Genomic DNA, 23,644 nt, shown 5'->3' with positions numbered 1-23,644 from the left:
AGGCTTGGTGAACGACCGCAGCAACCACGATTACCACGTCTGCGGCATCCGGCTCACCGGACCACTGACGAGGCTATCGTGCCGGCTATCCGCTCAGGCCGTGGCCGGAGCGTTGGCCGGGGCCACCGGCGAGCCACCCGACGGCGTGTTGCCACCACCGTTCTGGCTGGACGCGCCACGCGGCGGCCGCGGCGGCTTGCCCGCCATGATATCGTTGACCTGGTCCGCATCGATGGTTTCCCATTCCATGAGGGCCGTGGTCATGGCCTCGACCTTGTCGCGGTTCTCTTCGAGCAGGCGCTTGGCCAGGCCATATTGCTCGTCGACGATGCGGCGGATTTCCGCATCGACCTTGACCTGGGTGGCTTCCGACACCGTCTTGGACGACATCTTGCCGAACATGCCATCCTGCTCGGTATCCACGTACACCATGGTGCCCAGCGTGTCGCTCATGCCGAAGCGGGTAACCATGTCGCGGGCCGTCTTGGTGGCGCGCTCGAAGTCATTGGAAGCTCCTGTGCTCATGGCGTTGAGGAAAACCTCTTCCGCCGCGCGGCCGCCAAACAGGATGGCGATCTCGTCGAGCATGTTGTCCTTGTACTTCGAGTACTTGTCATGCTCCGGCAACTGCCAGGTCACGCCCAGTGCCCAGCCGCGCGGCATGATGGTGACCTTGTGCACCGGATCCGCCTTGGGCAGCAGCTTTGCCACAACCGCATGGCCGGACTCGTGGTACGCGGTCGCGCGGCGTTCTTCTTCGCGCATGACCGTGGACTTGCGCTCCGGGCCCATGTAGATCTTGTCCTTGGCGTCCTCGAAGTCCTGCATGTCGACCACGCGCTTGCTGCGGCGGGCGGCGAACAGGGCGGCTTCGTTGACCAGGTTGGCCAGGTCGGCGCCGGAGAAGCCCGGGGTGCCGCGTGCGATCACCGAGGCGTCGACGTCGTTGCCGATCGGCACCTTGCGCATATGGACCTTGAGGATCTGCTCGCGGCCGCGGATATCGGGCAGGCCGACATACACCTGGCGGTCAAAACGGCCCGGACGCAGCAGCGCCTTGTCCAGCACGTCCGAACGGTTGGTAGCGGCGATCACGATCACGCCCGAGTTAGCCTCGAAGCCGTCCATCTCGACCAGCATCTGGTTCAGGGTCTGCTCGCGCTCGTCGTTGCCGCCGCCCATGCCGGCGCCGCGGTGACGGCCGACCGCATCGATTTCGTCGATGAAGACGATGCAGGGTGCCTGCTTCTTGGCGTTCTCGAACATGTCGCGAACACGGGCCGCGCCCACGCCGACAAACATTTCAACGAAATCAGAGCCGGAGATGCTGAAGAACGGCACCTTGGCCTCGCCTGCGATGGCGCGCGCCAGCAGCGTCTTGCCGGTGCCCGGAGGGCCGACCAGCAGCACACCGCGCGGGATGCGGCCGCCCAGCTTCTGGAATTTCTGCGGATCCTTGAGGAAGTCCACCAGCTCGATCACCTCTTCCTTGGATTCATCGCAACCGGCGACGTCCTGGAAAGTGACCGCGTTCTGGTTTTCATCGATCAGGCGCGCACGCGACTTGCCGAAGGAAAAGGCACCGCCCTTCCCGCCGCCCTGCATCTGCCGCATCATGTAGAACCAGAACACGATGATCAGCAGGGTGGGGCCGAGGTAATAAAGGGCCTGCACCAGCATGTTGGGCTCGTCGTCCGCCTTGCCGGTCACCTGGACGCCGAACTTCATCAGGTCGCCAACCATCCAGATGTCGCCCGGCGAGATGATGGTGTACTTCTGCCCTTCCTTGGGCGTCACCACCAGATTGCGGCCTTGCACGTCAACCCGGCCCACCTTGCCGGCCTTGGCATCATCCATGAACTGCGAATAGGTGACGCCTTCCTGCGTGCGGGGCTTGTCGAACTGCTTGAAGACGGTAAACAACACCAGCGCGATCACGAGCCAGATTGCCGCCTTTTGAAACAGGTTGTTATTCAAGGCCAAACTTTGTAATGCAGTGCCCGGCGTCGGGGTAAAAAGCAAATTCATCGAAGCGATAGGCACCGCTTCACCCCGCCGACTTGAGGAAACGCCCAAGAATGAAGGTCTCGGAAGACTTATCGCGTGACGCCTTGGGCTTGCGTTTCGCGACCACCTTGAACTGGCGTTTGAACTTCTCCACGATCTGGCTGTAGCCGCTGCCATGGAAACACTTTACCAGCAATGAGCCCTCCGGCTTCAGATGCGCCTGGGCAAATTCCAGCGCCAGGTCGCATAAGTAATCGATACGAGCCGCATCGGCAAAGGCTACACCGGATAAATTGGGGGCCATGTCCGACAAAACAAGATCGATCTTTGCGCCGCCGGACGCTTGCAGCACGACATCCTCCAACTGGCGGAAAACGTCCTCCTCGCGGAAGTCACCCTGGATGAATGTGACGTCGGCGACAGCTTCCATCGGCAACAGGTCGATGGCGATCACCGCGCCGTCGATGCCGCCGTCCTTGGCGCGCGCAGAGGCCGCCAGCTTGTTGCGGGCGTACTGGCTCCAACTGCCGGGCGCCGCGCCAAGGTCGACAATGACCTGGCCGGGGCGGATCAGCTTGTCCTGCTCGTCGATCTCCTTCAGCTTATACGCTGCGCGGGCCCGATAGCCCTCGCGCTGCGCCATTTTGACGTAGGGATCGTTGATATGGTCGTGCAACCACGCCTGATTGAATTTGTTCTTGGCCATTCCGGAGACATCTGTATGGAGAAAAACGCCGCCGGCCCGCGGCCGCCCGTGCGTTTTTCACTCGTTTTGCTGTTTTTGCAGCCTGACCGCGCCAGTTTGACGGATAATACGCGCCGATTCGCTTTTTCGGCACTTCGGTGTGCCTTGGTTTGCGCACCACTTGCGCGCCCATTTGCGCCCTCGCCTGCGCTTTACTTATGCCCGCTCTTCAACTTATTCCCGCCCAGCGCTCAGAACTCCGCTCCCGTGCCCACGGCCTCAATCCGGTCGTGATGATCGGTGGCGAAGGCCTGACGCGCCCCGTCCTGGCTGAGATCGACCGTAGCCTGGCGTCTCACGACCTGATCAAGATCCGCGTATTCGGCGACGACCGCGAAAGCCGCATCGCCATGTACGAAGCCATTTGCGAAGATCTGGATGCCGCTCCGATCCAGCACATCGGCAAGCTGCTGGTGGTATGGCGCCCGGGCCCGGCTGTCCTGAAGGAAAACCGCCCTCAGGAACTGGGCCGCCTGGCCCCACGCGGCGGCGCCGCCCCGCGCACCGTCACGGTCAAGAAGCCCAGTGCAGCACCCAATCGGCGCCCCAAGCGTTCGCAAGTGACGGTGCTGGGCAATGAGCGCGTCACCGCCGGCGGCAATGTCAAGCGCGCCCGCGTCCGCCCGACCAGCCAGAAGAAGAAAGCGCTCGACTAATGTCGAAGCCATGCCGGCGCGCCCTTCGGGGCCGCTGGCATGGCAGCGGACAGCCCCCTGGTTCGACCCTTCAGCTTATTCGCCGGCCTTATTCGCCGGCCGAGCGCGGCGCCGCTGCGCGCCACACCGTGACCAGCGCAAGCAGGCTGTGCACCAGGTAGAACACGCTCGACACCCCATGCAGCATGCCGAACTGCCCCTTATAGGGCGATTCGGACACGCCCACGCCAAGCGCGGTCGCCTTTTCCTTCAGGTTCTCCATGAAGGGCTGAATGCCGAAATACCCCGCCAGCACACACAGCAGCATGCCCAGCACGAGCCAGCGCAGGCCACGATAGCGTCCTGCGCCCCGGCGGATCATCAGGTTGCACAGCGCCAGTTGCAGCACGCCGACCACCACGCCGAGGATGGCCTCGGTACGGAACAGCTGGCCGGCGATCAAGCCTGCCGTCTCGCGGCTTGGCAGCACGGAAAACAGCGTCGGGGCCACCATGTAGCCCACTGTCCACAGACTGCCTGCCCAGACCACGGTCAGCAGGAGAAATATGCGATGCGGCAGCGGCGGCAGGCTCGAATAAGAGGAAGAGAACACGCAGCCTCGTTTTAGACGTAGCGAACCGTGATGACTTCGTATTCACGCTCGCCGCCAGGGGCCAGCACGATCGCCACATCGCCTTCGAACTTGCCGATCAGCGCACGCGCGATCGGCGAACTGACGGAAATCTTGCCGCTGTCGAGATCGGCCTCGTCATCGCCGACGATCTGGTAGCTCACGGGCTTGCCCGACTCCAGGTCTTCGAGGTCGACGGTCGCGCCGAACACGATGCGGCCGTCGGTATCGAGCTGCGTCGGGTCGATGACCTGCGCCGCCGACAGCTTGGACTCCACTTCGATGATCCGGCCCTCGATAAAGGCCTGCTTTTCCTTGGCGGCGTCGTACTCGGCGTTCTCCGAGAGGTCGCCCTGCGCACGTGCTTCGGAAATGGCGTTGATCACGGCGGGACGTTCGACGGCCTTCAGGCGCTGCAGTTCGACTTTCAGCAGCTCGGCACCGCGCTTGGTAATCGGAATGCTCATGTCTTCGTTCAGCAAAAAAATGAGCCGCAGCGGAGCAGGAGCCATGCGCCGGCATCGCTGCCCGGGGCACTTCCGCTCAACCGCGGCCTTGAGGTTGTCAGGTTGTATCGACGGTTAGATCGACGAAATTGCTGTTAGTTTAGGCCAAGACGGCCGCCCGCAGCAACTGCGGGCGCCCGGGGGCCTTCAGGCGTTACGTCTTCAGGGCAGCGAGGCGTGCAGGCTTTGCAGGTCATAGACCTCCAGGCTCTGCATGTGCTTGAGGCCCTCCACCGCGGCGCGCGCGCCGGCGATGGTGGTGTAGTAAGGCACCCGGCTGGCCAGCGCCGAGATACGGATCGAGCGCGAGTCGGCGATGGCGGTACGGGTTTCGTCCACGGTGGTGAACACCAGTGCCAGCTCGCCGTTCTTGAGCATGTCGACAATGTGCGGACGGCCGTCCTTCACCTTGTTGACCACGCGCACCGGGATGCCGGCGGCTTCGATGGCCGACGCGGTGCCGCGGGTGGCGACAATCGGGTAGCCCATGTCGTGCAACATGCGCGCCACGCCAACCGCGTGCGGCTTGTCGCTGTCCTTGACGGTCAGCAGCACGGTGCCCTTCTCCGGCAGGCGTGAGCCCGCCGCGAGCTGGCTCTTGAAGAGCGCTTCGCCGAAGGTCTTGCCCACGCCCATCACCTCGCCGGTGGAGCGCATCTCTGGTCCGAGCACCGGATCGACGCCAGGGAACTTGTTGAAGGGGAACACCGCTTCCTTGACGCTGAAGTACGGGGGCACCACTTCATCGAACACGCCTTGCGAGTCGAGCGTCTGGCCCGCCATGCAGCGCGCGGCGATCTTGGCCAGCGACAGGCCGGTGGCCTTGGACACGTACGGCACGGTACGCGAAGCGCGCGGGTTCACTTCCAGCACATAGACGACATCTTCGCCGTTCACTTGCTGGATGGCGAACTGCACGTTCATCAGGCCGATCACATTGAGGGCCTTGGCCATCGCCGCGGTCTGGCGCTTGAGCTCGTCCACGGTGGCTTGCGCCAGCGAGTAAGGGGGCAGCGAGCAGGCGGAGTCGCCCGAGTGCACGCCGGCTTGCTCGATGTGCTCCATCACGCCGCCGATAAACACGCGCTGGCCGTCGCATAGGGCGTCGACGTCGCACTCGATGGCGTCGTTCAGGAAGCGGTCCAGCAGCACCGGGGAGTCGTGCGACACCTTGACGGCCTCGCGCATGTAGCGCTCGAGGTCGCGCGGCTCATGCACGATTTCCATTGCGCGCCCACCCAGCACGTACGACGGGCGCACCACCAGCGGATAGCCGATCTCGGTGGCCAGGCGCAGTGCTTCGTCCTCGGCACGGGCGGTGCGGTTGGGCGGCTGACGCAGGCCCAGTTCATGCAGCAGCTTCTGGAAACGCTCGCGGTCTTCCGCGGCATCGATCATGTCGGGGCTGGTGCCGATAATGGGCACGCCGTTGGCCTCCAGGTCCAGCGCCAGCTTCAGCGGGGTCTGGCCGCCGTACTGCACGATCACGCCGACCGGCTTTTCCTTGTCGACGATTTCCAGCACGTCTTCGAGCGTGAGCGGCTCGAAGTAGAGGCGGTCCGAAGTGTCGTAGTCGGTCGACACGGTTTCCGGGTTGCAGTTGACCATGATGGTCTCGTACCCGTCTTCGCGCAGTGCCAGCGCGGCATGCACGCAGCAGTAGTCGAACTCGATGCCCTGGCCGATCCGGTTCGGGCCGCCGCCCAGCACCATGATCTTGCGATTGGTGGTGGGGTCGGCTTCGCACTCGCCATGTTCGGCTTCATACGTGCCGTACATGTACGCGGTGTTGGTGGCGAACTCGGCAGCGCAGGTGTCCACGCGCTTGTACACCGGGCGCACGCCGGCGGCATGGCGCGCAACGCGCACGGCGGCAGGCTCGGCGCCCATCAGCTTGGCCAGGCGGCGGTCCGAGAACCCCTTCTGCTTCAGGTGACGCAGCTCGGCGGCCGACAGGCTGTCCAGCTTGCGTGCCTTGACCAGGGTCTCGGTCTTGACGATGTCTTCGATCTGGGCCAGGAACCACGGGTCGATGTCGGTCTCGGCGTGCACTTCTTCCAGCGACATGCCGATGCGGAAGGCGTCGCCCACGTACCAGATGCGGTCCGGGCCGGCTTCGCCGATTTCCTCGACGATCTCGTCGCGGTCGGTGGACTTGTCGTCCAGGCCGTCCACGCCGACTTCCAGGCCGCGCAGCGCCTTCTGGAACGACTCCTGGAAGGTACGGCCCATGGCCATCACTTCACCCACCGACTTCATCTGGGTGGTCAGGTGGCTGTCAGCCTGCGGGAACTTCTCGAAAGCGAAACGCGGCACCTTGGTGACCACGTAGTCGATCGACGGCTCGAACGAGGCCGGGGTCGCACCGCCGGTGATTTCGTTCTTCAGCTCGTCCAGCGTGTAGCCCACCGCCAGCTTGGCGGCAACCTTGGCGATCGGGAAGCCGGTGGCCTTGGAGGCCAGCGCCGACGAACGCGATACGCGCGGGTTCATTTCGATCACGATCATGCGGCCATCGGCCGGGTTGATCGAGAACTGCACGTTGGAGCCGCCGGTATCGACGCCGATCTCGCGCAGCACCGCCAGCGAGGCGTTACGCAGGATCTGGTATTCCTTGTCGGTCAGGGTCTGGGCGGGCGCCACCGTGATGGAGTCGCCGGTGTGGATGCCCATCGGGTCCAGGTTTTCGATCGAGCAGATGATGATGCAGTTGTCCTTTTTGTCGCGGACCACTTCCATCTCATACTCTTTCCAGCCCAGCAGCGATTCTTCGATCAGCAGTTCGCGGGTCGGCGAGAGATCCAGGCCGCGCTTGCAGATTTCCTCGAATTCCTCGCGGTTGTATGCGATGCCGCCGCCGGAGCCGCCCAGCGTGAACGACGGGCGGATCACGATGGGGTAGCCGCCGGTCGCGGTTTCCTTGGCGATCTGCGTCTGCACGGCCAGCGCTTCTTCCATCGAGTGGGCGATGCCGGACTTGGCCGAACCCAGGCCAATCTTGGTCATCGCTTCCTTGAACTTCTGGCGATCCTCGGCCTTGTCGATCGCTTCCGGCGACGCGCCGATCAGTTCGACGTTGTACTTGTCCAGCACGCCATGGCGATGCAGGTCCAGCGCGCAGTTCAGCGCGGTCTGGCCGCCCATGGTCGGCAGGATGGCGTCGGGGCGCTCTTTTTCAATGATGCGCTCGACCACTTCCCAGGTAATCGGCTCGATGTAGGTCACATCGGCCGTGTTGGGATCGGTCATGATCGTGGCCGGGTTCGAATTCACCAGCACGACCTTGAAACCTTCCTCGCGCAGGGCCTTGCAGGCCTGGGCGCCGGAATAGTCGAACTCGCATGCCTGCCCGATGATGATGGGGCCGGCGCCGATGATCAGGATGCTCTTTATGTCTGTGCGCTTTGGCATTGCACGCTCTCATTATTGGCCGGCCCGCACACTCGCGCGGACCGCACCGGATATCAGGATTCGATTCAGTTCAGGGTGGCCGTCGCCAGCTTGGCGCCGAAGCCGATGAACATGGCGCCTACCCCGCTCGCCATGCCCGCCGACAGGCGTCGTCGGCGGCGAAATGCTTCGGCCAGCCTGGCGCCCACGAAGATGATCGCGGTCAGGTAGGCAAAGCTGCACAACTGGCACACCAGCCCCAGCGCGACAAACGACAGCGCCGGATAGCCGAACTGCGGATCGACGAACTGGATGAAGAAGGAGATGAAGAACAGGATGGCCTTGGGGTTGACGAGGCCACGCCCGCCGCCGACAGCACCATCAGGATGGCGTCCCCCAGGAACACCCCGCAGGCACCCTTGTAGCCTTCGCGCACGCCGCGTTGCGCCGCAACGGATAGCACATACATCGAGTTCGGCCCCGGCAGCAGCACGATAAAAATCGTACCGAGCACAAAGGTCCAGAAATCGGTAATGCCCAGCGCGGTATGCATGAAGGCGTTCATCGGGTCGTCCTGCGGTCTGCTTGTCTACGTAACTTCTCGTCGTGGCTTGAACGTGCTTACTGGCGTGCGTCCGCCATCATCTTGGTGAAGCGGTCGAACAGGTAAGCCACGTCGTTCGGTCCCGGCGAGGCTTCCGGGTGGCCCTGGAAGCAGAATGCCGGCTTGTCGGTCAGCGCGAAGCCCTGCAGCGAGCCGTCGAACAGCGACACGTGGGTGGTGCGCACGTTGGCGGGCAGGGTATCGGCGTCCACCGCGAAACCGTGGTTCTGCGAGGTGATCACCACGCGGCCGTCCTCCACGTCCTTCACCGGATGGTTCGCGCCATGGTGGCCGAACTTCATCTTCAGCGTCTTGGCGCCAACTGCCAGCGCCATGATCTGGTGACCCAGGCAAATGCCGAAGGTGGGGATGCCACGCTCGATGAACTCGCGGGTAGCGCGGATCGCGTAGTCGCAAGGCTCGGGGTCGCCGGGGCCGTTCGACAGGAAGATGCCGTCCGGATTGAGCGCCAGCGCGTCGGCGGCACTGGCTTGCGCCGGCAGCACGGTCACCTTGCAGCCGCGTTCAGCCAGCATGCGCAGGATGTTGAACTTGACGCCGTAGTCAAAGGCCACCACGTGGAAACGCGGCGACTCCAGCTTGCCGTAGCCTTCGCCCAGCACCCATTCGGTCTGGTTCCACTCGTACGGTTCCTTGACCGAAACCACCTTGGCCAGGTCCATGCCGGCCAGGCCGGGGAAGGAGCGCGCCAGGTCGATGGCCTTCTGCACATTGTCCTCGCCAGCGAGGATGCAGCCGTTCTGCGCACCCTTCTCACGCAGGATACGGGTCAGCTTGCGGGTATCGATGCCGGCTATCGCCACCACCTTTTCCTGCTTCAGGTAATGGCCAAGGGAATGTTCCTTGCGGAAATTGGAGGCCAGGAGCGGCAGATCCTTGATGATCAGGCCGGCGGCATGGACTTTCGTGGCTTCGACATCCTCAGCATTGACCCCGACATTGCCGATATGCGGATACGTCAGGGTGACGATCTGCCGGGAATAGCTGGGGTCGGTGAGGATTTCCTGGTAACCGGTCAGAGCGGTGTTGAACACCACTTCGCCGATGGTATGGCCGGAAGCGCCAATGGAATAGCCACGAAAGACCGTGCCGTCTGCAAGCGCGAGAATGGCGGACGGAAAAGACGGTAACACGGGTAGGCTCCTGCTGGATTCACCCCGTGACCGACCTGCTCAACGCCTCTTGCCCCGTTTGTCCGGCGGGGCGACAGGCAGCGCGCGGATCGTCGATTTCGTCGACTGGGCGCGATGCTTGTCGCCGGGGCCGTTCGCTCGGTGCTCGATACGCCACATAAAACAATGCGGCGGAGCCAGGGCGAAAAGGGGGCGGCGGAAGGTGGAATTCGGTAGGCGCTAGGGTGAGGGGTTCTGAAAGCGAAACTTTTGGATTATACCTCGCACCACCCATTTTCTCAAGTTATCAAGGACTTGCGGACGCCTCCACCCTCCTCGAGGCGCCTGGCTGCCCGCCTGGCAGCCAGGCCAACGGCGTCATTGCGCTGCCGGCACCACCGCCGTCACCTCGATCTCCACCTTGGCGCGGGCCTCCACCAGATCGGCCACTTCGACCGCCGTCATGGCTGGAAAATGGCGCCCGATGGTCGCGCGGTAGTGCTCGCCGATGGCGCGGTAGGCCGCCACATATTCCACCTTGTCCTTCACATACCAGGTCATGCGCACGATGTGGTCCGGACGCGCGCCGCCCGCGGCCAGCACCGCCACGATATTGCGCAGCGCCTGGCCTACCTGCTCGGCGAAGTCATCGGTTTCGAACTCGCACTGGCCGTTCCAGCCAATCTGGCCGCCGACGAAGAGCAGGCGGCTGCCCACCTGCAATTCGGTCATGGTGCCGTTCGAGTAGCCGCGCGGCGCGGCCCAGTCTGGTGGCTGGAGAATCTTCATGATCGGTTTTCCGTAAGAAGTGAAAGTGATTGGGATCTTGTTTTCTGTCTTTCTGTCTTTTTGTCTTTAACCAATGCCGCACTGCGCCCCGGACGGGCGCACCGGTGCGGGCGTTGGTGTTGGGGCGTCGGGGGTCAGGAACCGCTCCATGGCCGAGCGCACTTCCGGCGGCAGCGCGCGCGACGCCAGGTGCCCGGTATCGACACACACCAGCCGCTGGGCGATCTCCACGCGGAGGTCTCCAGCCGGCCCAACAAAGCGCACCTGCAAGGAAAAGCTGCTGCGCCCCACTTGCGTCACGCGCAACTCCCGCGTCAACAATTCGCCCAGGCGGCTGGGCGCGACAAAGCGGGTGGACAATGCAGCCGTCGGCACGCCGGCCTGCCCCGCGCCATGCATATCGGCGAAGGACCAGCCAAGGGCATCGCGGAACCAGTCCTCGACCAGGTCGTTGAGCATCTCGAAGTAGCGCGGGAAGAACACGATGCCGGCGGCATCGCAATCCTTGAAGCGCACCCGCACGCTGTTGCCGAAGACCTCGCTCACGACTGTGCCCCGCCCTGCTCCGCCAGCTGCCGCAGGCGGAAGCGCTGCAGCTTGCCAGTCTCGGTACGCGGCAGCGCGTCGACGAAGATCACGCGGCGCGGATACTTGTACGGCGCGATCTCGGCCTTGACGTAGGCCTGCAAGGCGGCAGATGTCTCGTTGCTTGCCGCCACGCCTGGGCGCAGCACCACATAGGCGGCGACAATCTGGCCGCGCTCGGGGTCGGGCATGCCGACCACCCCGCACTCGGCCACCGCCTCGTGGCGCATCAAGGCGCTCTCCACTTCCGGCCCGGCGATGTTGTAGCCGGCCGAGACGATCATGTCGTCGGAGCGCGCCTGGTAGTAGTAATAGCCATCGGCATCGGCCTTGAAGGTGTCGCCCGGCAGGTTCCAGCCGTCCTTCACGTAGCTGGCCTGGCGCGGGTCATCCAGGTAGCGGCAGCCGGTGGGGCCGCGCACCGCCAGCTTGCCGACCGTGCCGTGCGGCAGCGGCTGCATCTGCTCGTCGACGATCTGCGCGATATAGCCGGGCACCACCTTGCCGATAGCGCCGGGGCGCACGTCGGCGCCCGCGCTGGAGATGAAGATGTGCATCATCTCGGTGCCGCCGATGCCGTCGGTCATCTCGATGCCCGTGGCCGCTTTCCAGCTCTGGCGCGTGGCGTCCGGCAGCGCCTCGCCTGCCGACACGCTCTTGAGCAGGCTGGAGATATCGTAGCCCTGCGCCAGCGCTGCCATCTGCCGATAGAAGGTCGGCGCGGTAAACACGATGGTAGCCCGCCAGGACTGGATCAGCGCCAGCAGGCTTTCGGGCGTGAGCCGCTCCGCCAGTACGGTGGAAGCCCCAACGCGCAGCGGGAAGCACAGGATGCCGCCAAGACCAAACGTAAAGGCCAGCGGCGGTGTGCCGCAGAAAATATCGTCCGGGCCAGGCTTGAGCACGTGACGCGGGAACAGGTCGCACATGGCGATCACGTCGCGATGGAAATGCACGGTGCCTTTAGGTTGGCCCGTGGTACCGCTGGTGAAGGCAATCAGGCAGATGTCGTCGGCCGCGGTATCGCAGGCCTCGAAGCTGCCGGGCTTGCCCGCCATGGCTGCCTCCACCGAATCCGCCCCGCTGCCGTTGAAATACAGCGCCTGGGACAGGCTCGGGCAATGGTGCTCGCCACCGGGCTTGAGGTTGGCCTCGAGTTCCTCGCGCAGGCGTTCGTCGCACAGCGCCGCGCTGACTGCCGCGCGGTCGATCACCTGCTTCAGTTCCTGGTTGTGTGTTCTCGCTAGGCGCGATGCTGCGCCAGTGTTTCGCGCGCGATGATCAGCTTCTGCACCTCGGTCGCGCCCTCGTAGATCCGTAGGGAACGGATCTCGCGATACAAGCTTTCCACGCGCGTGCCGACCTTGACGCCGAGGCCACCGAACATCTGCACCGCGCGATCGATCACTTGTTGCGCGTTCTCGGTGGCGACCATCTTGGCCATGGCAGCTTCGCGCGTCGTGCGCACGCCGGCCACATCGCGCAGCCATGCCGCGCGGTAGGTCAGCAAGGCCGCCGAGTCAATGGCCGTGGCCATGTCGCCGATGGCCGCCTGCGTCAGTTGCAGGTCGGCCAGCACGCCACCGAACATCGGGCGCACGGTGGCACGGGCCAGCGCTTCATCGAGCGCGGCGCGGCCGAAGCCCAGTGAGGCGGCAGCCACCGAGGCGCGGAAGATGTCCAGCGTCATCATGGCCACCTTGAAGCCCTGCCCTGCCTCGCCCAGCCTTGCGGCAACGGGCACTCGGCAGTTCTCGAAACGCAGCGTGGCAAGCGGGTGCGGCGCCATCACGTCGATCCGCTCGGCGATGGTCAGGCCCGGGGTGTCCGCATCCACCACAAACGCGGAGATGCCGCGCGCACCCGGCGCCTCGCCGGTGCGAGCGAAGACGCAATAGAAGTCGGCGATGCCGCCGTTGGAGATCCAGGTCTTGACGCCATCGAGCACGTAGTGATCGCCATCGCGCACCGCACGGCATTGCATCGCGGCGACATCGGAACCGGCATCGGGCTCGGACAACGCGAACGCGGCAATCGCCTCACCGCGCGCCACGCGCGGCAGGTAGCGTTCGCGCATGGCGTCGCTGCCAGCCAGCGTGATCGCGCCGCTGCCCAGGCCTTGCATGGCGAAGGCGAAGTCGGCCAGGCCATCATGACGGGCCAGCGTCTCGCGCAGCAGGCACAGCGAGCGCGAGTCGAGCGTATCGAGTGCGCCGCCATGGGCAGCCGGCACGCAGTAGCGCAGCCACCCGGCCACACCGAGCTGGCGCACCAGCGCACGGCAGGCGGCGTCGGTGTCGCTGTGATCGACCTTGAGCGAGGCCGTGGCCCACGCATCGAGCCGTTGCTCCAGTTCGCGGTGCGCGTCGTCGAAGAACGGCAGGGCGAGATAACTCTTGTCAGACATGGCGTGCGTTTCCTCTGCTAATCGGCTAATCGGCTAATCGTTCAGTCGCCTTCGAACACGGGGCGCGTCTTGGCCACGAACGCGTCATAGGCGCGGCGGAAGTCCCTTGTCTGCATGCAGATGGCCTGTGCTTCGGCCTCGGCCTCGATGGCTTCATCCAGGCCCATGTTCCATTCCTGATGGAGCAGCTTCTTGGTCACGCCGTGGGCGAAGGTGGGGCCGGCGGCGACTTGCGCGGCCAGTGCCTGCGCCTCGGCCAGCACAGCGTCCGGCGCATGCAGCGCGTTGAAGAAGCCCCATTGCAGCCCTTCCTGCGCGCTCATCGCGCGGCCGGTGTAAAGCAGCTCGCTCGCTCGTCCCTGCCCGATCACGCGCGGCAGCAAGGAGCACGCGCCCATGTCGGCACCGGCCAGGCCAACCCGCACGAACAGGAAGGCGGTCTTGGCCTGCGCCGTGCCCAGGCGCATGTCGGAGGCCAGCGCCATCATCGCGCCGGCGCCGGCGCAGATGCCGTCGACGGCGCTGATGACCGGTTGCGGGCAGGCCCGCATGGCCTTGATCAGGTCGCCGGTCATGCGCGTGAACTCAAGCAGCTCGGGCATGGTCATGCGCGTGAGCGGGCCGATGATTTCGTGCACGTCGCCGCCCGAGCAGAAGTTGCCGCCGGCGCCGGTGATGACCACGGTCTTGATGTCGGTGGCATAGCACAGGCCGCGGAACAGGTCGCGCAGTTCGGCATAGGAGTCGAAGGTGAGCGGATTCTTGCGCTCGGGGCGGTTCAGCGTCACCGTGCCGACCTTGCCGTCGGCCGAGACCGACCACAGGAAGTGCCGCGGCTGGTAGCCAGCGAAGCTGCGCTTGTGGTGGCGCATGTCCAGTGCTATTTCGCTCATCTCGTTTCTCGCTTGTTCGTTCTGATTCTGGTTGGCTTGGATGCGTCGAGGATCAACCCGCCATGACCTCGCCGCCGGCCACGGCGATCGACTGTCCGGTAATGGCGCTGGCCGATGGCTGGCACAGCCACGCCACGGCGTCCGCGACTTCGTCGGGCTGGACCAGCCGGCCCTGCGGATTGCCCTTGGCCAGTTCGGCGCGGGCCTGCGCCTCGGTGCGGCCGGTCTTGCGCACGATGTTGGCGACCGCGTCGCGCACGATGTCGGTTTCGGTATAGCCCGGGCAGACCGCATTGACGGTGACGCCGCTGCTCGCCGTCTCCAGCGCCAGCGCGCGGGTCAGGCCGATCACGCCGTGTTTGGCCGCGCAATAGGCGCTCACATAGCCATAGCCCACCAGCCCTGCCGTGCTGGCCACGTTGACGATGCGGCCCCAGCCATTGGAGAGCATGTGCGGCAGCGCCGCCTGCATGCAAAGGAAGGTGCCGGTGAGGTTGACCTCGAGCATGGCATGCCACAGCGCAAGATCGGTCTTGCCGAACGGCGCGCTGCGCGCCTGGCCGGCATTGTTGATCAGCAGGTCGATGGGGCCTGCCTTGCCTGCCGCGTCGGCGAAGGCTGCCGCCACGCTGTCGGCCTGCGAAATATCCGCCGCCACGGTGCATAGCATGGCGGGCGACACGACCGCCCCGGCCAGCATATCGGCGGTGGCCGCCAGCGTAGCCGCGTCGCGGCCCAGCAAAGTGACGCTGGCGCCGTGCGAGAGCAGGCGGCGCGCAATGGCTGCGCCGATGCCGCGTCCGCCGCCCGTGACCAGCGCGTGCCGGCCTTGCAGGGAAAGATACGCGTCCATGCTCAGTGATCCTCCGGCTGGCGGGCCTGCTGGGCTAGTTGTGCCGCTCGCTCCAGATTGGTCTCGAGCTGGCGCTTGCCTGCCTGGTATTGCTTGGGCCAGGCCAGGTCGCGATGGCCGAGCCGCGCCGCCTCGTGCATGGTCCACGCCGGATCCGCCAGATGCGGCCGCGCGATCGCGCACAGGTCCGCACGGCCGGCGGCGATGATGCTGTCGACGTGATCCGCCTCGAAGATCGCGCCAACCGCGATGGTGGCGATGCCGGCTTCGTTGCGGATGCGGTCGGCGAACGGGGTCTGGTACATGCGGCCATACACCGGCGCCTGGTCCGGGCTCACCTGCCCGGACGAGCAATCGATCATGTCGGCGCCGGCCGCCTTGAAGGCGCGCGCGATCTGTACCCAGTCGTGGGCCGAGATCCGCACCGACATCGGGCGCTCCTGCGGCCATACGGCACGCACGGCGGCAAAGACCTCCAGCGGGTAGCGCAGCCGCGCTTGCAGCGAGCCGCCGTATTCGTCGCTGCGCTGGTTGGTCAGCGGGGAGATAAAGCTGGAGAGCAGGTAGCCGTGGGCGCAGTGCAGTTCCAGCCAGTCGAACCCGGCTTCGGCGGCGCGCCGCGCGCTGGCCACGAAATCGTCGCGCACGGCGTCCATGTCGGCGCGGCTCATCTCGCGCGGCACTTGCGAGATGCCTGGCATATACGGCAACGGCGAGGCCGACAGCACCGGCCAGTTGCCCTCGGCAAGCGGATAGTCCATCTGCTCCCAGCCGAGTTGCGTGGAGCCCTTGCGCCCGGCGTGGCCGATCTGCATGGCGATACGCGCGTCGCTGTTGGCGTGCACGAAATCGACAATGCGGCGCCAGGCATCGCGCTGCGCGTCGTTCCACAAACCCGGGCAGCCCGGGGTGATGCGCGCATCCGGCGAGGTGCAGGTCATCTCCGCCACCACCATGCCCGCGCCGCCGAGCGCGCGCGCGCCCAGGTGCGTCAGGTGGAAGTCGCCCGGCACGCCGTCCTCGCAGGAGTACATGGCCATCGGCGACACCACCACGCGGTTCTTCAGCGTGACATCGCGCACGCGCAACGGCGTGAACATCGGCGGCACGGCGCGAGCCTCTGCCACCTGCGCGCCGTTAGCGACGTTGGCCGCCGCCTGCCCCGCCAGCCAGCGCTCGAAACCCTCGACGTAGCCGGGGTCCCGCACACGCAGGTTCTCGTGCGAGATACGCTGCGAGCGCGTCAGCAGCGAATAGGCAAACTGCTCCGGCGCCAGGCCGGCATAGCGTTCGACATTCTCGAACCACTCGGTGGAGTTGCGCGCGGCATTCTGGATCTTGAGGACCTCGACACTACGCGTGGCCTGGTAGCGTTCCAGCGCCTGCGGCAGCACATCGGCGCCGCCCGCCCCGGCATCGCGGATATTGTTGGCCAGGTCGATCGCGTCCTCCAGCGCCAGCTTGGTGCCCGAGCCGATCGAGAAATGGGCGGTGTGCGCGGCGTCGCCCATCAGCACCACCGGCACGCGGCGTCCGTCGGCCAGCGTGTTCCATCGCACCCAGGTACCGCAGATCACGCGCGGAAAGCGGATCCAGTTGGCGGAGCCGCGCAGGTGCGTGGCATTGCTGATCAGGGCGTTGCCGTCCAGGTAGCGGGCGAACAAGCGCTCGCAATAAGCCACGCCCTCCTCCTGGCTCATCTGCTCGATGCCGGCGGCGCGCCACACCTCTTCGGGCGCCTCGACAATGAACGTGGAAGTATTGTCGTCGAAACGGTAGGCATGGGCCTGGAACCAGCCATGCTCGGTTTTTTCGAAGGCGAAGGTGAAGGCGTCGAACAGCTTGCGCGTGCCAAGCCAGACAAAGCGGCACTGGCGGGTATCGATATCGGGCTGGAAGGTCTCGGCATAGCGCCCGCGCACGCGGCTGTTGATGCCGTCCGCGGCGATCACGATGTCGGCGTTGTATTGCTGCGCCAGCGCCTGGTCGTCCGTCACGTCGGTCTCGAACACCAGGTGCACGCCAAGCGCCTCGCAGCGCGCCTGCAGGATATTGAGCAGGCGCTTGCGGCCGATGCCGATAAAGCCATGGCCGCCGGAGCGCAGGGTACGCCCGCCGATATGGATATCGATATCGTCCCAGTGATTGAACGCTGCGTTGATCTGTTCCGCGCTGACCGGATCGGCCTGCCTGAGGTTATCCATGGTGGCATCGGAGAACACCACGCCCCAGCCGAAGGTGTCATAGGGACGGTTGCGCTCCACCACGTAGACCTCGTTGGATGGGTCCCGCAGCTTCATCAGCAAGCCGAAGTACAGGCCCGAGGGGCCGCCGCCGATACACAGCACTCGCATTTTTCGTCTCCTGCGTGCCCGTCCACCCTGGAAATCTGGATTCCAGGAGGGCCGGCGGCACATGCGACGCGCGGAAGCGCATCTAGATCATGTTTAAATATTTGATGCTTAAAATATTAGTCGGCATGCGCGCCCCTGGCAAGGACAATCTTTTCCGCAGTGCAGTGCAGCGCCCGCCGGACAGCGGGTGCCGCGCTGCCTTCAGCCTTGCATCGCCTCCTGCAACTGCGCGAGTGCGGTCGGATCCTCAATCGTGGTCAGATCGCCCGGGTCGCGCCCTTCCGCCACCGCCTGCATGGCGCGGCGCAACAGCTTGCCGGAGCGCGTTTTTGGCAGCGCGTTGACAAAGAACACACGCGCCGGGCGCGCCACCGCGCCCAGTTGCTGGTCCACCGTCTTCATCACATTGCCCTCCAGTGCCAGCCGGTCGGCCTGGGTGGCGATGCGGCCCGCATCGCGCACGATGACAAAAGCCATCGCCACCTGGCCCTTGAGCGCATCGTGCACGCCCACCACCGCTACCTCGGCCACCGCCGGGTGCGACGAAATGCTCTCCTCGATCTCGCGCGTGCCGAGCCGGTGGCCCGCCACATTGATCACATCATCGGTACGGCCGAGGATAAAAATATAGCCGTCCTCGTCCTGCACGCCCCAGTCGAACGTCGAATAGCAGCGCCGTCCCGGCACGCCGGACCAGTATGTCTTGACGAAGCGTTCGTCGTCGCCCCACACCGTGGTCATGCAGCCCGGCGGCAGCGGCCCGTCGATGGCGACCACGCCCTTCTGCCCCGGCGGGCATTCGGCGCCGGTGGCCTCGTCGACGATCTTCAGGTCGTAGCCATACACCGGCACGCCCGGCGAGCCGAGCTTGGCCGGCAGCGGGTCGAGGCCGCGCTGGATCGCGATGATCGGCCAGCCTGTCTCGGTCTGCCAGTAGTTGTCCACCACCGGCTTGCCGATGCCCTGCTGGATCCAGCTCGCGGTGGGCTCGTCGAGCGGCTCGCCGGCAAGGAACAGCAGGCGCAGGCTGGACAGGTCGTAGCGCGTGAGCCAGGCGGGGTCCTGCTTCTTCAGCACACGGATGGCGGTGGGCGCGCTGAACATGATGTTGACGCGGTACTGCTCCACCAGCTGCCACAGGATGCCGCCATCCGGGCGGACCGGCGTGCCCTCGTACATGACCGTAGCCATGCCGGCCAGGAGCGGCCCGTAGACGATATAGCTGTGTCCCACCACCCAGCCGATATCGGAGCTGGAAAACATGGTGTCGCCGGCCTTGCCGCAGAAGATGTATTCCATCGAGGCCGCCAGCGCCACCGCGTAACCGCCGGTATCGCGCTGTACGCCCTTGGGCTTGCCGGTGGTCCGGTGGTGCCGGAGGTGTAGAGCACGTAGGACGGCTCGCTCGATTCGAGCCACACGCACGGCACGCGCGCCGCGCCCACGCGCTCGCGCCAGGCACCGTAGTCTTCGTCGCGGCCAGGCGCGAGCGTCATCGGCGCGAGCTGGGCCCAGCGCCTGCAGGATCGCGGCCATGCGGTTGACCTCATCGTGCAGCTCAGCGTAGCTGTAGGTGCGGCGCTGGCCGGTTTCAGTCGACACGTAGATCAGCGCGGCCTGATCCGCGCGCTCGGCCAGGTGGCGGTCGACAGCGTTGTGGCAAAGATTGGTGCGACCGCCGACGAACCACCGGGTAAATGGCGGGCGGCTGTCGTCCAGCACGGTCTCGAACGGGGTTTCCCAGTCAATGCGGCGAGCCTGCTCGGCCCAGAAGCCTTTGGGATCGCTCAGCGAGCGGGCGTGCAGGGCACGGGTAGCCGTCATGGCTTGTCTCCTCCGCTTGGATGCGGGTTGTTGGTTTGTCGCTTTGTCGATATGGATCTATTGCCGCTAGTTTGCCACCACGGCGGCGGCATGGTGGCCGGCATGCCGAGGCCGCTCCGGGCCACCGCCTCCCGCAGTCTGGGCACGCCGCCTTACGCAAGGCTTACCCACGATGCGCCACACCAAGCAAAAGGGCGTGCCATTGGCACGCCCTTGATCTGGCTCAAACCCACCCCCGCTTCAGCGAGCGTGCGTCTTGGCCTTCGCCGGCCCCGTAGCTGATTTGCTGGCCGGCCTGGCGCTGGCCTTGGCCGACGAAACGGTCGGCGCAGGCTTGGCCGATGACCTTGCCGTGGCCGCGGCGCCCTTGCGCGGCGCGGCCTCGACCGTCACGCGCTGGCGCGGCGCGGCACGTCCCTTGGCCGTTCCCCGCGCCGGCTCGGCCCGCACCGGGACCAGCGCGGTAGCGGTGGGAGCCGGCTCGGGCGCGCTGACGAAGCGGGAGCGCGCCGGCACCATCAGCACCAGGCTCTGCCCCGCTACCAGCTTGGTGCCGGAGAGCTTGTTCCAGGACTGCACCTGGCCAGCCGACACGCCATAGCGATGCGCAAGCGTTACCACCGTATCGCGCCGCCCGGCCCGCACCACCACGCGGCGCGCGTCCGGCACATCCGGCTCCATGGCCATCGTGGCGCTTTCAGCCAGCGTGGCGCTGATGTCCTGGTTGTGATCCTCGGAGCGCGGCACTACCACCGTGGAACCGGCCTTCAGCCGCATGCCCTTGGGAATGCGGTTGATCTCGCGAATCGTGTCCGCATCGATATTCAGCCGCGCCGCCAGTGCCTCGATGCGCTCGCGGTTATCCACCGTCACGGCCGTCCAGCTCGACAAGCCGCCACGGTAAGTGTTCAGGTTGTACTGGAAGCGCTCGGCGTTATCGAAAGGCAGCAGGATCTGCGGATTTGCCGCGCCCAGGATCACCGGCCGGTTGAAGGACGGATTGAGCGCCTTGAACTCGTCGAGCGGCAGGTTGGCGAGCTTGGCCGCCAGCTTGACGTCGATGTCGCGCGAGGTGGTTACCGTGACAAAGTACGGGTGGTCCGGGATATCCGGCAGCTTCACCCCATACATCTGGGGATTGGCAATGATGTTCTTGACCGCCTGCAGCTTCGGCACGTAATAGCGTGTCTCGTTGGGCATGCTCAGGCTGGCGTAGTCGGTCGGCAGCCCGCGCGCCTGGTTGCGCGCGATGGCGCGCGACACCGCGCCCTCGCCCCAGTTATACGCGGCCAGCGCCAGTTGCCAGTCGCCGAACATGTCGTACAGCCGTTGCAGGTAATCCAGCGCCGCGTCGGTCGAGGCCAGCACGTCCCGCCGCTCGTCGCGGAACATGTTCTGCTTCAGGTTGTAGCTCTTGCCAGTGCTGGGAATGAACTGCCACATGCCGGCCGCCTTGGCGGTGGACTCGGCCTGCGGGTTGAACGCGCTCTCCACGAACGGCAACAGCGCCAGCTCGGTGGGCATCTTGCGGCGCTCCAGTTCCTCGACGATGTGATAGAGGTAGCGGCTCGAGCGCCCCACCATCCGTTCCATGTATTCCGGGCGCTGCGCGTACCACTGCGTGCGATCGTCAACCAGCGTGCCTTCCAGGTCCGGCATGCCGAATCCGCGGCGGATGCGGTCCCAGATGTCGCTCGACGGCCCGCGCAGCCAGTCCAGGCTACCGCGGTCCACGTTGATGACACCAGCGCTGTTGATCGAATTGAGCGGATCGGGCTTGGAAATTGCGAGCTTGGAAGCGGAGGCGGTCGCTGTGGCGCCATCGGCGCCCTCGGGCGGAGTGGGCGTGCTGGCACACGCTGCAAGCAGCGCAGCACACGCAACTACCGCCAGTAATCGACCAATTTTCATTAAGTTCTCAAATCGTGACGCTAAAAATTTGCCTGATGCTAAGAAAAAGCGGCTTTCGCGTCAATGAAATTCTCCCTGCCGCAGCGCTGGGCCGAGGCCGGCAGGGACGTATCGGGTACGTGAAAAACGCCGTCCCGGCCAAGCGCGCCCAAGGCTTGCAGGCGCACGGAAGGACGTAACGGCAAGCGGGAATCAGCGGAAATTATCTTTCCAGCCGCGCAGCGCGCCAAAGGCCGCCGCGTCATTGCCGGCCACCCCGCCGGCGTGGGCCGCGACCGCCTCGCGCACCGCGGGCACGCGCGAGCGCAGGAAGGGATTGACCTCGCGCTCCTGCCCGATGGTGGTCGGCACGGTCGGCGTGCCGACGGCACGCAACGCGTCCACGCGCGCCTCCCAGGCTGCCAGCTCCGCATTATGCGGCTCCACCGCGCGGGCAAACCGCACATTGCTGCGGGTGTACTCGTGGGCACAGTACACGCGGGTGGCGCCGGGCAGCGCCGCCAGCTTGTCCAGCGACGACAACATCTGCGCCGGCGAACCCTCGAACAAGCGGCCGCAGCCGCTGGCGAACAGCGTATCGCCGCAGAAGACCGACGGGCCTGCGCCCGGCAGGTCCGCCACGTACGCGACATGGCCGGCGGTATGGCCCGGCACGTCGAGCACCTTGAACTGCAGCGACGGGTACGCCACGGTCACGGCGTCGCCCTCGCGCACCGCCACGGTGCGCGCGCCGATGCGCTCGCCGGCCGGGCCAATGACCGGCAACGGGGCGCCATCCGGCGCGGTGGGATGCGCCGCCAGCAAGCCGGCCACCCCGCCCTGGTGATCGCCGTGGTGATGGGTGATTACAATAGCGCCCAGCGTCAGCCCCTCGCGCGCCAGAAAGGCTTCGACCGGCGCGGCTTCGCCCGGGTCGACCACGGCGGCGCAGTGACCGTCGTGGATTGCCCAGATATAGTTATCCTGGAATGCGGGAATCGGCTCCTGGAATGCGGGAATCGGCTCCACCTTCAACATGCGTGCTCCTATGTCCAAGCGTCCGATTATAAATTGGGAAGACTGGCTTGCCTCGCCTCCCGGGCAATACATGCTCCAGTGGGAGCAGGCGCAGTACGACCGGACCGTGGTGGATATCTTCGGCTACCACGCGGTGCAGCTCGGCCTGCCGCACATCGATACCCTGCGCGAGAATCGCATGCCGTTCTCCGCACTGGCCCTTGCCCCCGGCAACGGACCCCATGGCCCTCGGGCCCAGGCCGATGCGCGCCAGTTGCTGTGCCGGTTCGACGAACTACCGTTCGAGACGCAAAGCATCGATTTGATCACCCTGCCCCACATCCTGGAGTTTTCGGAAGACCCGCACGAGGTGCTGCGCGAGGTGTCCCGCGTGCTGATGCCAGAAGGCCGGGTGGTGGTGACCTGCTTCAACCCCATGAGCCTGTGGGGCGCCCGCCAGGGCCTCAAGCGGCTCGGCGCCGATCCCTTCCTGCCCAACGACAGCCAGTCCATCGGCTTTGTGCGCATCAAGGACTGGCTCAAACTGCTGGGTTTCGATATCATCCGCGGCCGGTTCGGCTGCTATTGCCCGCCGTACCACACGGAGCGCTGGCTGCAGCGCGCCGCTTTCATGGAGAAGGCCGGCGACCGCTGGTGGCCCATCTTCGGTTCAGTCTATATGATCTCGGCGGTCAAGCGCGTGCGCAATATCCGCCTGGTCGGCCCCGCCTGGAAGAGCCCCAAGGCCGCGCTGTCGCCCGTCGCCGCGCCGGTGGCGACGCCCACGGGCACCCATGGCAAATCCCCAGGCGACGAGCATTGACGATGCATTGAACGTGCATCAAGCGCCGCTGCCGCCCTCCCCCAATCACCCCGGTCGGCCCCGCCTCGTGGCGGTGCCACCCTTAGCTTAGCCAGATACGCAATGGAACCCAGCGAAATCGAAGACGTCATCATCTATTCGGACGGCGCCTGCAAAGGCAATCCCGGGCGCGGCGGTTGGGGCGCCGTGCTGGTGTCCGGCACCAACGAGAAAGAGTTGTTTGGCGGCGAAGCCCTCACCACCAACAACCGCATGGAAATGACGGCAGTGATCGAGGCCCTGCGCGCACTCAAGCGCCGCTGCCGGATCAAGGTCTATACCGACTCGCAATACGTGCAGAAAGGCATCGGCGAATGGCTGCCGGGCTGGAAGGCCCGCGGCTGGAAGACCGCCGACAAGAAGCCGGTGAAGAACGCCGACCTGTGGCAGGAGATGGACAAGCTCGCCCAGCAGCACGACATTTCCTGGCACTGGGTGCGTGGCCACAACGGCCACCCCGGCAACGAACGCGCCGACGCCCTCGCCAACCGCGGCGTCGACTCGCTCAAGGGATAAAGC

Annotated in this window: 17 protein-coding genes and 3 pseudogenes; 3 read left to right on the top strand and 17 right to left on the bottom strand. The window is 65.5% G+C overall.

Translation table 11 applies throughout. The annotated features are described in order from the left end of the window. Positions 1–93: 93 nt before the first annotated feature. Positions 94–1,977, bottom strand: a complete 1,884-nt coding sequence (gene ftsH / locus OR16_RS09205) for an ATP-dependent zinc metalloprotease FtsH (protein ID WP_006157695.1) — start codon at positions 1,975–1,977, stop codon at positions 94–96. A gap of 70 nt (positions 1,978–2,047) precedes the next feature. Further along, entirely contained in the window at positions 2,048–2,713 is a 666-nt protein-coding gene (locus OR16_RS09200) for an RlmE family RNA methyltransferase (protein ID WP_006157694.1), read from the bottom strand. A 197-nt stretch (positions 2,714–2,910) separates the two neighbouring features. On the opposite strand from OR16_RS09200, the gene OR16_RS09195 reads away from it, so the two are divergent. After that, positions 2,911–3,408 carry a YhbY family RNA-binding protein gene (locus tag OR16_RS09195; RefSeq protein WP_006157693.1) on the top strand — a complete coding sequence of 166 codons (498 nt, stop codon included), beginning with the start codon at positions 2,911–2,913 and terminating at the stop codon, positions 3,406–3,408. 88 nt (positions 3,409–3,496) lie between these two features. Here OR16_RS09195 and OR16_RS09190 read toward each other — a convergent pair whose 3' ends face one another. The 15 genes and pseudogenes from OR16_RS09190 to gloB all read right to left on the bottom strand — a co-directional run bounded on the left by OR16_RS09190 (position 3,497) and on the right by gloB (position 22,284). After that, a complete protein-coding gene (locus OR16_RS09190) occupies positions 3,497–4,000 on the bottom strand; it encodes a DUF4149 domain-containing protein (RefSeq protein WP_043419067.1) in 504 nt (167 codons plus the stop codon). A gap of 11 nt (positions 4,001–4,011) precedes the next feature. Next, on the bottom strand, positions 4,012–4,485 hold the full coding sequence (gene greA, locus OR16_RS09185; protein ID WP_006157691.1) for a transcription elongation factor GreA: 474 nt from the start codon (positions 4,483–4,485) through the stop codon (positions 4,012–4,014). A 201-nt stretch (positions 4,486–4,686) separates the two neighbouring features. Then, a complete protein-coding gene (carB, locus tag OR16_RS09180) occupies positions 4,687–7,935 on the bottom strand; it encodes a carbamoyl-phosphate synthase large subunit (protein ID WP_006157690.1) in 3,249 nt (1,082 codons plus the stop codon). A gap of 65 nt (positions 7,936–8,000) precedes the next feature. Next, a pseudogene (locus OR16_RS09175) lies at positions 8,001–8,479 on the bottom strand (LysE family transporter). 56 nt (positions 8,480–8,535) lie between these two features. Beyond that, entirely contained in the window at positions 8,536–9,672 is a 1,137-nt protein-coding gene (carA, locus tag OR16_RS09170; protein WP_006157688.1) for a glutamine-hydrolyzing carbamoyl-phosphate synthase small subunit, read from the bottom strand. A 357-nt stretch (positions 9,673–10,029) separates the two neighbouring features. Beyond that, positions 10,030–10,440 (bottom strand): RidA family protein, encoded by a 411-nt coding sequence (locus OR16_RS09165; protein ID WP_006157687.1) that lies wholly within the window; start codon positions 10,438–10,440, stop codon positions 10,030–10,032. Positions 10,441–10,506: 66 nt separating this feature from the next. Then, positions 10,507–10,986, bottom strand: coding sequence for an acyl-CoA thioesterase (locus tag OR16_RS09160; protein WP_006157686.1), 480 nt, complete (start codon positions 10,984–10,986; stop codon positions 10,507–10,509). Continuing rightward, positions 10,983–12,254 (bottom strand): annotated as a pseudogene (locus OR16_RS09155) (AMP-binding protein); the annotation flags it as partial. The pseudogene OR16_RS09155 and the gene OR16_RS09160, both read right to left, overlap by 4 nt. A 14-nt stretch (positions 12,255–12,268) precedes the next feature. Beyond that, the gene (locus tag OR16_RS09150) at positions 12,269–13,432 is read right to left on the bottom strand and encodes an acyl-CoA dehydrogenase family protein (RefSeq protein WP_006157684.1); all 1,164 of its coding nucleotides are present in this window, start codon (positions 13,430–13,432) and stop codon (positions 12,269–12,271) included. 41 nt (positions 13,433–13,473) lie between these two features. Beyond that, a complete protein-coding gene (locus tag OR16_RS09145; protein WP_006157683.1) occupies positions 13,474–14,325 on the bottom strand; it encodes an enoyl-CoA hydratase family protein in 852 nt (283 codons plus the stop codon). Positions 14,326–14,377: 52 nt separating this feature from the next. Beyond that, positions 14,378–15,178, bottom strand: coding sequence for an SDR family NAD(P)-dependent oxidoreductase (locus OR16_RS09140; RefSeq protein WP_006157682.1), 801 nt, complete (start codon positions 15,176–15,178; stop codon positions 14,378–14,380). Between the two features lie 2 nt (positions 15,179–15,180). After that, complete coding sequence (locus OR16_RS09135) at positions 15,181–17,532, bottom strand: bifunctional salicylyl-CoA 5-hydroxylase/oxidoreductase (protein WP_006157681.1); 2,352 nt, start codon at positions 17,530–17,532, stop codon at positions 15,181–15,183. A 201-nt stretch (positions 17,533–17,733) separates the two neighbouring features. After that, positions 17,734–19,356, bottom strand: a pseudogene (locus tag OR16_RS09130) (AMP-binding protein). Between the two features lie 240 nt (positions 19,357–19,596). Continuing rightward, positions 19,597–21,267 (bottom strand): transglycosylase SLT domain-containing protein, encoded by a 1,671-nt coding sequence (locus OR16_RS09125; protein WP_006157679.1) that lies wholly within the window; start codon positions 21,265–21,267, stop codon positions 19,597–19,599. 192 nt (positions 21,268–21,459) lie between these two features. Continuing rightward, complete coding sequence (gene gloB, locus OR16_RS09120; protein WP_006157678.1) at positions 21,460–22,284, bottom strand: hydroxyacylglutathione hydrolase; 825 nt, start codon at positions 22,282–22,284, stop codon at positions 21,460–21,462. Positions 22,285–22,294: 10 nt separating this feature from the next. Between gloB and OR16_RS09115 the strand changes: the two genes are divergently transcribed. Beyond that, positions 22,295–23,086 carry a methyltransferase domain-containing protein gene (locus tag OR16_RS09115; protein ID WP_043419065.1) on the top strand — a complete coding sequence of 264 codons (792 nt, stop codon included), beginning with the start codon at positions 22,295–22,297 and terminating at the stop codon, positions 23,084–23,086. A 117-nt stretch (positions 23,087–23,203) separates the two neighbouring features. Beyond that, positions 23,204–23,641 (top strand): ribonuclease HI, encoded by a 438-nt coding sequence (gene rnhA, locus OR16_RS09110; protein WP_043419094.1) that lies wholly within the window; start codon positions 23,204–23,206, stop codon positions 23,639–23,641. Positions 23,642–23,644: the final 3 nt, after the last annotated feature.

The organism is Cupriavidus basilensis OR16, from assembly GCF_000243095.1.
Lineage (GTDB): Bacteria > Pseudomonadota > Gammaproteobacteria > Burkholderiales > Burkholderiaceae > Cupriavidus > Cupriavidus basilensis_D.
Note: the sequence above shows the minus strand (reverse complement) of the source record. Positions and strands in the feature narration are given on the sequence as shown.